A 12,566-nucleotide genomic window follows, 5' to 3' on the forward strand; every position below is an offset into this window, starting at 1 on the left:
ACCCGTCGCGGCGCAAGCCGCTGTAACTGCGCCGCCCGCGGCCCCCTCCGAGGCCTCGATTCAGGTCGACAGGCACGCGGAAGCCAACAAGCAGGCGGAAACCCGAAAGCAGGCGGAAGCTGACCAGGAAACCGCCAAGGAACTTGCGAAGGAAGCGGCCAAGCTGGAGGCCATGCGCGCGGATGCGCTGGCCCGCGCGCAGGCGCCCAAGCCTGTCCAGGCCTCGCGGCTGCCACCCATGCCCACGCCCTTGCCCCAGGCGCGCCAGCCGCTGCCCGCGGTGGACATCGCCGAATGGACCTTTGTCGAACCTGCCGTGGAAACCCGCCGCGAGCCCGCCAGCAACGTGCCGGTCAAGGCGGCTGACCCGTTCTCCGGCGCGCCGGCCCGAGCGGTTCAAGAGACGCCGGCCGCCCCGGCCGCCCCGGCGGCCAAGCGTGCCACCACCCGCAGCCGCAGCGCCACCAAGACGGCCGCGGGCAAGGCCGGTGAACGCGAGGCAGGCCGTACGTCGCAGGCCGCCGCGGCGGCTGCCGAACCGGCCAAGGCCGTGGCGGCGCCTGCGCCCCAAGCTGAAACGGCTTCCGATGCCGTTGCCAAGCCGGCCGCCAAGACGGCAGGCAAGGCGCCGGCCAAGACGGCCAGCAAGACGGCGAGCAAGACTGCAACCCGGGCGCGCCAGCCGCGCAAGACGGCAGCCTCGGAATCCTGAGGCGCGGCCGGTTCAGATCGCCGGGCTGCGATAGCGGCCCGGCGTGACACCCAATTCGCGTTTGAACATGGCGATGAACGCGCTGACATTGTCGTAGCCCAGATCCAGCGCTACGGTCGTGACCGGCGCGCCTGCCGCCAACATTTCCTGCGCCCGCATCAATCGGACTTGCTGCCGCCAAGCGCCAAGCGTCATGCCGGTTTCCGCCAGGAAGCGGCGCGCCAGCGTCCGCGGCGCCATGCCGATGGTCTTGGCCCAGGCGTCCAGCTGGCGCGTGTCGGACGGTTCGTCCGATAGCGCCAACGCCAGACGCCGCAGCCGGCTGTCGCGCGGCAGGACCAGTGCTGCGCCTGCTGGCGGCAACGTGCGGATTTCTTCCCGGATCAATGCCTCGATGTGGCGCCGCGCCGTGTCGGGCGCGCCGTCCTCCCACGACGCGGCGCGGTCCACGGCGGCCACCAGCAAGGCGGAGGCCCGTAGCAGGCTGGGCGAAGCCGGCAGTCCGGCGCAGGCGGCCGCGCTCAGGTAGGCGCTGTAGCCAGCATATGGGCCATGGGAGCGCAGGCCGTGCGGTTGGTCGGGCGGAATCCAGACGGCATGCATCGACGGCACCACCCACTGCAAGTCGCCCGCGTAGACGGTCAACAACCCCTGATAGGCGCCCAGCAGTTGCCCGCGCGCATGCCGATGCATGGCCGTGTCGCGCAGTGCGCCGTCCACGCGGCGGATGGCGATCAACCGGGGGCCGCGCTGTGACCGGGCGCGTTCGGGCGCAAGCAAGGGCAGGGGGGAAGCCGAAGGGTCCATATGGCCGAAATACCGTATCGATAGGCGTAAACGCCGCAGAATTGCCAGGCGGGGACGTCTATCGTAGCGCTTGTGTCCCACATAGTCAGGAGCGACAGATGCAAGCACAGGACGTTTTGCCGGATGGCATGGATCAAGGAAACTTCAACGGCGTTGCCGTGCGCAAGGGCACGGTGGGCGCCTTTCTGGCGAACGCGCGGGTGTGCCTGGACGCTTCGGCCACGCCGCAGGCCGTCGTGGCGGCCCGGCGGGATATCCGGGACGCGCTGCCGGCGCTGCGCGCGCTGGGGCTGTTCGACATCCTGCAAGTCCGGGATGCCGGGCTGCGCGCCTGGGTGCGGGAGGCAGAAGCAGATGCAGAAGCCGGAACGGAACCCGGCCGGCGCCAAGGCGGTCAGGCATCAGGCGCCGGGCAGGTGCGCGGGCCCGGTGGTCTATGATGCCTCGTTTTGAACCTGTGCCGCATCCTGCGGCCCGCCTTTGGCGTCCTGCCCGCCGGATTCTCCATGCAATACGTACTGATCAGTTCCTGTCTGTTGGGCAACCCCGTGCGCTACGATGGGCGCGGCGTGCCCAATGGCGACGCCGTGTTGGCGCGGTGGCTGGCTGAAGGCCGCGTCGTGCCGGTCTGTCCGGAAGTGGCGGGCGGCATGCCCATCCCCCGGCCGCCCGCGGAGATCGAACCCGGCAGGCTTGCCGCCGCCGTGCTGGACGCGGGGGCGCGGGTCGTGGCGGTGACGGGCGAGGACGTCACGCTTCCGTTCGTGCACGGCGCGCAGGCGGCGTTGGCGGCTGCGCGGGAACGCGGCATCCGCGTGGCGGTGCTGAAGGAAGGAAGCCCGTCCTGCGGCAGCGGCTATGTGTATGACGGCCATTTCGTGGGCCGCCGTCAGCCGGGCGTGGGGGTGACGGCGGAATTGCTGACCCGCGCGGGCTTGCGGGTCTTCAGTGAAAAGCAATGGGCCGAGGCCGAGGCCTGTCTGGTGGAATGCGAGGCGCGGCATGTGGATTAGCGCAGGCGCATTGATGTTGGCGCTGTTGGCGGCTGCGGCATTCGCCTGGCGTGCCGGCCCGCGTTCCGCCCGGTCCGTTCCGGGGGCGCGAGTCCGCCGGTGGCCGGCACGTATCGCCGCGGCGCTGCTCCTGCCGTTGTCCGCCTTCTTCTTCTATGCCTGGTACGCGTTCTACTGGAAGTGGGATTTCAACGAACTGGGCCGCTACTACGATCCCGTCGACCAGGTGGTCTACACGTCGTCCGGCTTCGTCTGGGTGGTGCCGGCGGGCCTGCTGCTGGCTGCCGGGCTGCTCTGCGCCTGGCGCGGCTGGCGGCGCTGAACCCGCCCGGCGCCTGGGGCGGTCATTCGCTGCGGATGTTCGCCGCCTTGACGATCTTGCCGTTGTCGGCGTATTCCCGCCGTACCTGTTCGGCGAACTGCTCGACACTGCCGGGCGACATGATGTTCAACGCGTCGGTCAGCGGTTTGCTGATGTCGGGCAGGGCGGCCACCTTGTTGATCACGGTGTTCATGCGTTGGCGGAATTCGGTGCTGGAGGTGCCGGGCGCGAAGAAGCCGAAGGTGGATGTCATGTTGGCCATCGGATAGCCCAGTTCCGCGAAAGTCGGCGCGTCGGGCCGTCCAGGCAAGCGGGCCGGCGACCCCACCGCCAGCAGTTTGAGCTTGCCTTCATCGATCAGCGTGTTGACGGGAGCCGACGCGTTGACCAGCATCAGGGTGAACTGGCCGCCCAGGGCATCGGGCACCATCTGGGCCATGCCCTTGTACGGCACGTGCGTGATGCGCACCTTGGCCTGACCGTTGATCTGCTCCAGCATCAGATGTCCCAGCGACCCGACGCCGGCCGTCGCCAGTGACAGCCCGTCAGGGTCCGCCTTGGCCTGGACCAGCATGTCCTTGAAATCCTTGCCCGTGAACTTCGGGCCGCCCACCAGGTACACCGGCGAATACATGACGGCGGCCACCGGCGCCAGGTCCTTTAACGGGTCATACAGCGTCTTCATTACGTGAGGCGACAGGGTCACCGGGCTGACGGCGGTAAAGCCCAACGTGCTCTCGTCGTGGGCGCGGGCCACCGCGTTCATGCCGATCATGCCGCCCGCGCCGCCGCGGTTTTCAACGACGACAGGCCGGCCGAGTTCGGCGGCAAGCTTTTGCGCAAAGGCGCGCGCGGTGTTGTCGACGATGCCGCCCGCGCCATACGGCACCACGATGGTCAGCGCTTGCGACTTGGCGTCGGTTTGGGCGTGGACGGCGAACGAGGCGGCGCAGATCGCGCTGAATGCGCAAAGGCCGGCGAACCGTTTGAAGTCGAGCATGGCTTCCCCTTGATGCCCGGCGCCGCATTGGGCGGCCGCGCGTTCTGGCGGCCATCAAATGCGGCGCGCCGGCATGCAGTGTGTGCAGGTCGGCGCGTCGGGGCAATGGGGAATATCCGGGGTTGCGGCGTCAGTTGGCGCGGTAGCCGCGGCTGGTCATGCAGGAATCCAGGGCATGGTTGTAGGAATCCACCATGACTTGCGTGGTCCATTGCGAGATGGTGGCCGGGTCGTAGCCGCTTTGGTTCATGGCCCAGCGCTGGCAATCGGTGGTGGCGTTCGCCTGCGCCTGATTGACCTTCGGCGCGGCGTCGTACTGCACCGGCGCATACTGCGGCTGCGGCTGCGCATAGGCGACAGGCGGCGCGGCATAGACCGGGGGCGCTTCGTACACCGGCGCGGCGTACACGGGCGGGCTGGTATAGGCCACCCCGGGCGAGGCGTAAATGCCGGTCTGCGCGTAGGTCGGACCGGAATCCGCCGCCAGCAGCAAGCCGACGGCCGCCAGGGCGAACGCGCCGCCCACCCACCAACCGGCCGAGCTGCTGCCGCCGCCATGGTGGTGGTAGCCACCGCCACCGTGATAGCCGTTGTTATAGCCGCCGTGATAGCCACCGCCGCCGTAACCGCCACCGCCCCAGCCACCGCGTCCGCCCGCCATCACGGGGGCGCTTGCCACGGCGAGCGCCAGCGCCACGACTACCATCCGGGCTGTAAACCGTTTCATGATCTTGCTCCTGATTCGCCTGAAACCGGCCCATTGCAAGGGCCCAAGGCGATAGCGTCACTTTACTGCTGCGCGAGCACCAAAGGTTGTTGCAAAAGCTACGGGTATTTCAACTGACTTCAGGGTTTGTCGCAGGAGCGCGACAGACCCGGTTGCAGCCGCAGCACAAGATTGTCGTCAAATCGCGACGCTACGGTGTGCAGGGTTTCGTAAGTCTCGTAACCCTGCTTCTCGACGCACCAGTTCCAGAAATACGATTCGGATCCGTGCAGCATCATCGATTCGACGCGCCATTCCGATTGCGAGACGAAGCGCGCAATACCGTTGGCCGCTGTCTGGGTTTCTTGGCGCGAACGCTCTCTGCCATAGGGATAGGAGCTGGAAATGAGGACGACACGCGCATCCGCCAGCGGTTGTGATTGCGGGTCCTGTACGGTGGCGCGCGCCGACGGTTGCAGCGTCTTATAAACGGGATAAGGCACGCAAGCGCTAAGGGTGGCGGCAAGCGCGGTGGGCAGTACAAACTGCAATAAGCGTAACGAAGCCGACATCGGGTGGGGAGCGGTCCTTTTGAAGTAGTGGCGAAAAGCCATGAACGGTAGTACTTTCTCGCGATGATTACGGCACGACCCTCTTCTTTATTGCAAGACAAGCGGCTCACGAAAGGTGAACGCACTCGGTTACAGCTTCTGCAGGTCGCCGCGGCGGAGTTCGCCGAGCGTGGATTCCAGCAAACGCGGATCAGCGACATCGTCGCGCGCGCCGGCGTGACTCAACCTGTCTTTTATCAATACTTCTCAAGCAAGCAAGCGGCCTACGACGAACTGGTCGGCATGTTCGCGCAGCGCTTGCGGCAGGCCATCACCCTGGCGCGTTTGCCTGCCGACCTGGACGGCACGCAAATGTCGGACCGAATCTGCCGTGGCGTCCGCGGCCTGCTTGCCATCTTGCAGGAAGATCCCAACCTGACCCGCATCGGCTTTTTCCAGGTGGCCGCGGCTGAAGCGCTGAAGGATGAACTGGTGGCGATGATCGCCGACAACGTTCGCGCCGAGCAGCAGGCGGGGCTGTTCCGGGAGGCGATTCCGGCCGACTGGTTCGCGCAGTCGCTGATGGGCATCATTGAACGCTTCACGCGCCAACTGCCGGACGCCGCGCAGCAGCAGGCGTTGGCGGAATTCATCACTGACCTGCTGCTGGACGGCATACGGGAGCCCGATCCGGATCGCCGCCCCGGCCGGCAACCGCCACGCCAAGCCTCCTAGCCGGAGGCTTTTTTTTTGACGCTTGCGACGGGCTGCCGGGGCGACTCGACCCGCGCGTCAGAAGCCGCCACGAGCTTGCCGGCGGCCTCCCTGTCCGCCCCGGTCCGCTCACGCCCAGGTTTCGTGCAGATGTGCCCACTGCGGCTGGCCATCGGCGCCGGCCGTGAACAGGACGGTGGCGCGCCGCTGGGTCGCGCCGGTGCGCCAGGTGTGCCGTTCGCGGTAGCTCAGCAGCACCGAGACCCCGTCCGCATGCCGCACCGCCATCTCGTCGATGTCGATCTTCAGGTCCGTCCGCGCGCCGCGCAGGCTGGCGAACAAGGCGGGCAGCGCATTCCCGGCCAGGCGTTGGCCGTCGGTGGTGATCATCGTGAAGCCAGGCGCAAAGCGCGACAACAGGTCAGCCAGGACGGGGTCCGGCGCGTCGGGCTGGCCGATCCATTGTTCAATCAGGGCGTGGGCGTCCAGCGTCAGGCGCAGGCAAGAGGTAGGCAGGTCCGTCATGGGGGGCTTCAAAGACAATAAGGAGCGCCATTCTAGGCAGGCCGACGTTCCAAAAAAAGACCGAACGCATCGATATACTGTTCGTATTTTTTTGACAATGGAGTCGTCCCGTGATCAACCTGAATCGTCTGGGGATGTTCGTCGCGGTCGTTGAAGCCGGCTCGTTCACGGCGGCTGCCGACACGCTGGGCACGACCAAAGCCGTCGTCAGCTTCAACGTCAAGCTGCTGGAGCAAGAGCTGGGGGTGGCGCTGTTGACCCGCAGCACCCGACGGCTGGCGCTGACCGAGGCCGGCGAAGGCTTCCATGCGGCGTGCGCGCACCTGCTGCGCGATGCCGACGCGGCCGTGGATCAGGCGCGGTCGGGGCAGACCACCCTGTCCGGCAGCCTGCGCGTGACCGCCACCGTGGATTACGGTAACCGTATCGTGGCGCCGGCCCTGGCGGCTTTCGCGCGGCGGCATCCTGCGTTGCGGGTCAGTTACCAGGCCAGTTCCGCGCACGCCGACCTGATCGGGGACCGGCTGGATCTGGCGATCCGTGTGGGGACGCTGGCGGACTCCAGCTATCGCGCGACGCCGATCGGTCAATTCAAACTTCTGCTTGTTGCCAGCCCGGCATTGCTGGCGGAGCACGGCGCGCCGCGCACGCCCGAGGCCCTGGCGGCCATGCCCTGGTTGGCCAACCGTCCGGGGCGCAGCGCCCAGTGGCGCCTGACCGATGGCAAGGGGCGAGAGCACGCGCTACGCGTCGCGCCTGTCGCGCATGCGGACACGGCGTCGGCGCTGCTGGCGTTTGCCGAAGCGGGGTGCGGCGTGGCCGCGTTGCCGGATTGGCTGCTGGAAGAACCCTTGGCGCGGGGCGCCGTGCGGCGGGTGCTGCCGTCGTACTCGCTGCCGCCCCAACAGGTGTTCGCGGTCTATCCGGACACCCGCCATGTCAGCGCCAAGGTCCGGCGCTTCATCGATTTCTTGCGGGAGCCGGAACGGCCTTAACGTGCCACGGCGGGCGTGCCGCCCGCGCCCAGGTCCCAGTACAGCCCGGTCATCAACCCCAGCGCCTGGCGCAGCAGTTCCGGCGGCAGGTGTTCATTGGGGGCGTGCTGCGAGCAGCCGGGGTACGAATGCGGTACCCAGATCGTGCGCAGGCCCAGCACATCCGTGAAAATGTCGTTGGGCAGCGACCCGCCCAGGTTGGGCAGCAAGGCGGTCTTTTCGCCGGACGTGCGTTCCAGCGAATCCACCGCCCATTGCACCCAGGCGTCGTCGGGATCGATGCGGGTCGCGCAGAACATGGATTCGCGCGTGAGCGCGATCTTGACCATCGGGAAACCCTGGCGATCCAGGTGCCGGCGCAGCGCCGGGATCAGGTCGTCGGGGTTCACACCGACCACGAAGCGCAGTTGGCAACGAGCCCACGCACGAGGCGGGATGGCGTTGACGGGCGTTTCGGGGTTGCCCGTCTTGTAGGCCAGGACTTCGAAGGAACACCAGCCGAATACCCGTTCAGCGGGCGACAGGCCGGGTTCGCCCCATTCCGGTTCGATTTCCGGGCCGTCCGCGCCGCCGTCCACCTGGCAATCGGCCAGCGCGCGGCGCACCGCGGCCGGCAATTCGGCCGGCACCCATTCCGGGATGCGGATCTGCCCGGTGGGCGAGACGATCGTGGCGATGGCGTGCGCCAATTGGATGCCGGGGTTGGAGATCAGCCCGCCCCAGTTGCCGGAATGGTGGCCGCCTGCGCGCGCCTCGATGCTCAGGTCGAAGTTCAGGCTGCCGCGGGCACCCAGGAAGATGGTCGGGCGTTTGGCGGCCAGGCGCGGGCCGTCGGACGCGATCAGCAGGTCGGCGGCCAGCAGGTCGCGATGCTCGGCGCACAATTCGCGCAGGCCCATCGAGCCGGTCTCTTCGCCCATTTCAATCAGGTACTTGGCGTTGAAGCCGAGCTTGCCGCGCGTTTCCAGCACCAGCCGCAAGGCCTCCATATTGATGGTGTGCTGGCCCTTGTTGTCGGCGATGCCGCGGCCGTACCAGCGGCCTTCGGCTTCGGTCAATGCCCAGGGCGACAGGCCGTCCTTCCATTCTTTTTCCAGCCCGCGGATGACGTCGCCATGCCCATAGCCCAGCACGGTGGGCAGGGCGGGGTCTTCGATGCGCTCGGCATACAGGAAGGGCGCCAGCGCCTTGGGGTGGGTCAGCGTGCGGCACGTGAATCCCAGGGCTTCGAACGCCGGACGGATCTCGGATTCCAGGTAGTCGGCCAGCACGGCGGCGCGCTCCGGGTTCTGGCTTTCCGTCGGAAGCGCCAGCCGGCGCGCCAGCAGCGCGCGGAAGGCGCCCGAATCAAAACAGTGTTCCGCTTGGGCGATGGCTTGCTCACGGGTCATGATGGTCGGGCTCCGTCGGGATGAGAGGAAGAGGTTGGGTACAAGTGGCAGGCCACCACGGATTCGTCGCGCAGCGCCAGCGCCGGGCGCTCGGTCTTGCATTGCGCCATGGCGTGTTGGCAGCGCGGATGGAAGGGGCAGCCCGGCGGCGGATGCAACGGGTCGGGAAACGACAACCCCAGTCCCATGTCGGGAATGCCAAGCCCGGGCTCCGGCGTCAGCACCGACGCCAGCAACGCCTGCGTGTAGGGATGGCGCGGGTCATGGAACAGTTGTGCCGTGGGCGAGGACTCCACGACGCGGCCCAGGTACATCACCGCAACGTGGGTGGCAATGTGTTCCACCACCGCCAGGTTGTGGCTGATGAAGACATAGGTCAGGTTGAACTCGCGCCGCAGGTCCATCAGCAGGTTCATGATCTGCGCCTGCACCGAGACGTCCAGCGCCGAGGTGGGCTCGTCGCAGATGACGATCTCGGGGTGCATGACCAGCGCGCGGGCGATGGCCACGCGTTGCCGCTGGCCGCCGGACAATTGCCCCGGTGTGTTGTGCGCCAGGCGCGGCGGCAGGCCGACCCGCTCCAGCATCTCGATCGCCTTGTGCAGCTTGGGGTTGGCGATGCCGTGCACTTCCAGCGGCAGCGACACGATGGACGCGATGGACCGGCGCGGGTTCAAGGACGAGTACGGGTCCTGAAAAATCGGCTGCACCCGGCGCGCCAGCGCGCGGCGGTCCATTTGCCGGATATCCTGGCCGTCCAATTTGATGGCGCCGTCGGTCGGGGGCGTGAGGCCCAGCAGCATGCGCGCCAGCGTGGATTTGCCGCAGCCCGATTCGCCCACGATGCCCAGCACCGCGCCACGCTCGACCGCCAGATCCACGCCGTTGACGGCATGCAGCGTGCTGCGCGGCTTGAACATGCCCGCGCGGATCGAAAACTGCCGGCTGACGGCTTCGGCTTGCAAGAGCGCGCTCATGCCGGGACTCCTTCCTCTTGGCGGATGCAGCGCCATTGCTGTTCGGGCGGGTGGCCGTAGACGGGGATCGTGTCGCGGCATTGGGGTTGCGCGTAGCGGCAGCGGTCGGCGAAGGCGCAGCCGCGCAGATCGCCCACCAGCGACGGCACGACGCCGGGGATCGTGCCCAGCGATTCGCCGGGCGGTGTGCGGCCGGGCACGGGGATACAGCCCAGCAGCCCCTGCGTGTAGGGATGGCGCGGCGTGGCGAAGATGCTCTCGACCGGGCCTTCTTCGACGATCTGGCCCGCATACATCACGGCGACCTGCCGCGCGATGCGCGCCACCACGCCCAGGTCATGGGTGATCAGCACCATGGCGATGCCCAGTTCGGCCTGCAGGTCGGCCAGCAGGCGCAGGATCTGCGCCTGGATGGTGACGTCCAGCGCGGTGCTGGGTTCGTCGGCAATGAGCAGTTCAGGGCCGCACATCAGCGCCATGGCGATCATCACGCGCTGGCGCAGGCCGCCCGACAACTGGTGCGGGTACTGCGTTAGCCGCTGACCGGCGGACGCGATGCCGACTTTCTCCAGCAGCTCGACGGCGCGGTCGCGCGCCTGCTGCTTCGTGGCATGGCGGTGGTGGATGTAGTGCTCGGTGAGCTGTTCGCCGATGGCGTAGGCGGGGTTCAATGCCGTCATCGGTTCCTGGAAGATCATCGCCATCTTGCTGCCGCGCAGCGCGTTGATGCGGCGGCCGCGCGCGGCGGACAGGTCTTCTCCCAGCACCGACAGCCGGCGCGTGCTGCGCGTGGCCGCCTTGGGCAGCAAGCCCATGATGGCCAGCGACGTCATCGACTTGCCACAGCCCGATTCGCCCACCAGGCACAGCGTTTCGCCGCGCCGGACTTGGAAGGACACGTCGCGCACCGCATGCAACGGCCCGCGCGGCGTGGCGATGTCGACGGTCAGCCCTTGCACGTCCAACACGATTTCCTGGGTCGTCATGGTCAGGCCCTCTCCTCAGGCGTCAGCAGTTGGTGCAGCCCGTCGCCGGCCAGGTTGATCGCGAAAATCAGCAGCGCGAGCGCCGAGCCCGGGATGGCGATCAGCCAGAACGAGAAGAACATGTAGGCCTTGGCCTCGGAGATCATCAGGCCCCAGGACGGCAACGGCGGCTGCACGCCCAGGCCCAGGAACGACAGCGACGCCTCCAGCAGGATGGCGCTGGCGGCTTCCAGCGTGGCGATCACGATCAGCTGCGGCACCACGTTGGGCAGGACCTCGCCCCAGACGATGCGCCAAGTCGACGCGCCTGCGGCTTGCGCCGCGGCCACGTATTCCAGCGACCGCACCTGCTGCGTGGCGCTGCGCATGACGACGGCGTAGCGGTCCCACTTGAGCAGGCCCAGCACCAGGATCACCACCCACAGCGAGCCGCCGACGATGGCCACGGTGGCCAGCGCCACCAGGATGACGGGCATCGACAGCCGGGTCGTGATCAGGAATGACACCGCCATGTCGACCTTGCCGCCGAAATAGCCCGCGGCCATGCCCATGGCGGTGCCGATCAGCCCGGATATCAGCGCGACGCTGATGCCGATCAATAGCGAAATGCGCGCGCCATAGAACAGGCGGGACATATAGTCGCGGCCCAGCTGGTCGGTGCCCAGCGGATGCAGCCAGGTGCCTTTCTCATACCAGACGGGCGGCGCGGTGCGGTAGGCCAGGTCCTGGAAGTAGGGGTCGTGCGGAGAGATCCAGGGCGCCAGCAGCGCGATCAGCACGATGATGAGCAGGATGCCACCGCCGGCCAGCAGGGCCTTATTGCGGCGCAGACGGCGCCAGCGCAGGGCGGAGGCGGACAGTTCCAGCGGGGCCGGCGCGGGGGCGCCGGGCGCGGCGGGGGTGAGGATAGGCGTGTTCATGTCAGGACACCCGGATGCGCGGATCCAGCCACGCGTTGGCGATATCGGCGGCCAGCGTCAGCAGCACGTACAGCACGGACAGCAGCAGCACGATCAGCTGCATGACGGGATAGTCCTTGTACGTGATGCTCTGATAGGCCAGGTAGCCCAGCCCGTCCAGCGCGTAGATGGTTTCGATGACGACGGAACCCCCCAGCAGGTACCCCAGTTGCACCGCGGCCAGTGCCACGACCGGCACGATGGCGTTGCGCAGCGCATGCTTGAAGATGATCTTGCGCGCAGGCAGCCCCTTGGCGCGCGCGGTGCGGATGTAGTCCGCGCCCAGCACTTCGATCATGCCGGCGCGGATCAGCCGCATGAAGGCGGGCGCCACGTAATAGCCCAGGGCGATGGCCGGCATCACGAAATGCTGCCAGGTGCCGCTGCCCGACACGGGCAGGATACGCAGCGAAATCGAGAACAGCATGATCAGGATCAGCGCGAAGAAGAAGTTGGGCAGCGCCTGGCCCAGCACCGCGATGGCCAGGCAGATGCGGTCGATCAGGCTACCTTTATAGAGCGCGGCCAGCACGCCCAGCGGAATGGAAATCAGCAGCGCGAACCCGAGCGCGCCCATGCCCAGCAGCAAGGTCGTCTTGAGCTTGGACAGGATCAGCGGGCCGGCCTCAGTCTTGAAATACACCGACATGCCGAAATCGCCTTGCAGGATGTGCCAGAGCCAGTCGGCGTACTGCACCGCCAGCGGCCGGTCCAGCCCGTAGGTCTTGCGGATCATGTCGATGTCCGCCTGGCGCGCGCCTTCGCCCGCCAGGGCCAGGGCCGGGTCGCCGGACAGGTGCAGCAGCAGGAACGCCAGGATCGAAACGGTCAGCGCCACCAGCGCCGCCAGGCCCAGGCGCCTGATCGTGAAATAAAGCATAGGACTTCCTCTATCGTTTCACCGCGCC

14 protein-coding genes and 2 pseudogenes are annotated in these 12,566 nt (G+C 67.5%); 6 read left to right on the forward strand and 10 right to left on the reverse strand.

Annotation, left to right across the window (positions count from 1 at the left end; translation table 11 throughout):
- Nucleotides 1–712: pseudogene (locus tag HG262_RS18325) on the forward strand (hypothetical protein); the annotation flags it as partial.
- A gap of 12 nt (nt 713–724) precedes the next feature.
- On the opposite strand, the gene HG262_RS18330 reads toward HG262_RS18325, so the two are convergent.
- Nucleotides 725–1,519, reverse strand: a complete 795-nt coding sequence (locus tag HG262_RS18330) for a helix-turn-helix transcriptional regulator (RefSeq protein WP_169272372.1) — start codon at nt 1,517–1,519, stop codon at nt 725–727.
- 98 nt (nt 1,520–1,617) lie between these two features.
- Here HG262_RS18330 and HG262_RS18335 point away from each other — a divergent pair.
- The 3 genes and pseudogenes from HG262_RS18335 to HG262_RS18345 all read left to right on the forward strand — a co-directional run.
- Nucleotides 1,618–1,857: pseudogene (locus HG262_RS18335) on the forward strand (hypothetical protein); the annotation flags it as partial.
- A gap of 168 nt (nt 1,858–2,025) precedes the next feature.
- Nucleotides 2,026–2,532 carry a DUF523 domain-containing protein gene (locus tag HG262_RS18340; RefSeq protein WP_169272373.1) on the forward strand — a complete coding sequence of 169 codons (507 nt, stop codon included), beginning with the start codon at nt 2,026–2,028 and terminating at the stop codon, nt 2,530–2,532.
- On the forward strand, nt 2,522–2,854 hold the full coding sequence (locus tag HG262_RS18345) for a hypothetical protein (protein WP_169272374.1): 333 nt from the start codon (nt 2,522–2,524) through the stop codon (nt 2,852–2,854). The genes HG262_RS18340 and HG262_RS18345 overlap by 11 nt, the downstream gene beginning before the upstream one ends.
- A gap of 22 nt (nt 2,855–2,876) precedes the next feature.
- Here HG262_RS18345 and HG262_RS18350 read toward each other — a convergent pair whose 3' ends face one another.
- The 3 genes from HG262_RS18350 to HG262_RS18360 form a co-directional block, all read right to left on the reverse strand.
- Entirely contained in the window at nt 2,877–3,854 is a 978-nt protein-coding gene (locus HG262_RS18350) for a tripartite tricarboxylate transporter substrate binding protein (RefSeq protein WP_169272375.1), read from the reverse strand.
- Between the two features lie 130 nt (nt 3,855–3,984).
- A complete protein-coding gene (locus tag HG262_RS18355; protein WP_211187501.1) occupies nt 3,985–4,581 on the reverse strand; it encodes a hypothetical protein in 597 nt (198 codons plus the stop codon).
- A 119-nt stretch (nt 4,582–4,700) separates the two neighbouring features.
- Nucleotides 4,701–5,174 (reverse strand): carboxypeptidase regulatory-like domain-containing protein, encoded by a 474-nt coding sequence (locus tag HG262_RS18360; protein WP_248293401.1) that lies wholly within the window; start codon nt 5,172–5,174, stop codon nt 4,701–4,703.
- Between the two features lie 48 nt (nt 5,175–5,222).
- Between HG262_RS18360 and HG262_RS18365 the strand changes: the two genes are divergently transcribed.
- The gene (locus tag HG262_RS18365; protein WP_248293402.1) at nt 5,223–5,846 is read left to right on the forward strand and encodes a TetR/AcrR family transcriptional regulator; all 624 of its coding nucleotides are present in this window, start codon (nt 5,223–5,225) and stop codon (nt 5,844–5,846) included.
- Between the two features lie 108 nt (nt 5,847–5,954).
- Here HG262_RS18365 and HG262_RS18370 read toward each other — a convergent pair whose 3' ends face one another.
- A complete protein-coding gene (locus HG262_RS18370) occupies nt 5,955–6,350 on the reverse strand; it encodes a hypothetical protein (protein ID WP_169272377.1) in 396 nt (131 codons plus the stop codon).
- 110 nt (nt 6,351–6,460) lie between these two features.
- Here HG262_RS18370 and HG262_RS18375 point away from each other — a divergent pair, with 110 nt between their 5' ends.
- Nucleotides 6,461–7,345 carry a LysR family transcriptional regulator gene (locus tag HG262_RS18375; protein ID WP_169272378.1) on the forward strand — a complete coding sequence of 295 codons (885 nt, stop codon included), beginning with the start codon at nt 6,461–6,463 and terminating at the stop codon, nt 7,343–7,345.
- Here HG262_RS18375 and HG262_RS18380 read toward each other — a convergent pair.
- From HG262_RS18380 to HG262_RS18400, 5 genes are read right to left on the reverse strand one after another with little or no spacing between them, the layout of a single operon-like run.
- A complete protein-coding gene (locus tag HG262_RS18380; RefSeq protein ID WP_169272379.1) occupies nt 7,342–8,736 on the reverse strand; it encodes a M20 family metallopeptidase in 1,395 nt (464 codons plus the stop codon). The two genes, HG262_RS18375 and HG262_RS18380, sit on opposite strands and share 4 nt — an antisense overlap.
- Nucleotides 8,733–9,713 (reverse strand): oligopeptide/dipeptide ABC transporter ATP-binding protein, encoded by a 981-nt coding sequence (locus HG262_RS18385; protein ID WP_169272380.1) that lies wholly within the window; start codon nt 9,711–9,713, stop codon nt 8,733–8,735. The genes HG262_RS18380 and HG262_RS18385 overlap by 4 nt, the downstream gene beginning before the upstream one ends.
- A complete protein-coding gene (locus HG262_RS18390; RefSeq protein ID WP_169272381.1) occupies nt 9,710–10,699 on the reverse strand; it encodes an ABC transporter ATP-binding protein in 990 nt (329 codons plus the stop codon). The genes HG262_RS18385 and HG262_RS18390 overlap by 4 nt, the downstream gene beginning before the upstream one ends.
- Nucleotides 10,700–10,701: 2 nt before the next feature.
- The gene (locus tag HG262_RS18395; RefSeq protein ID WP_169272382.1) at nt 10,702–11,619 is read right to left on the reverse strand and encodes an ABC transporter permease; all 918 of its coding nucleotides are present in this window, start codon (nt 11,617–11,619) and stop codon (nt 10,702–10,704) included.
- A gap of 1 nt (nt 11,620) precedes the next feature.
- Nucleotides 11,621–12,538, reverse strand: coding sequence for an ABC transporter permease (locus HG262_RS18400; protein WP_169272383.1), 918 nt, complete (start codon nt 12,536–12,538; stop codon nt 11,621–11,623).
- Between the last annotated feature and the right edge of the window lie 28 nt (nt 12,539–12,566).

This window comes from Achromobacter sp. Bel (assembly GCF_012928505.1).
Lineage (GTDB): Bacteria > Pseudomonadota > Gammaproteobacteria > Burkholderiales > Burkholderiaceae_B > Achromobacter.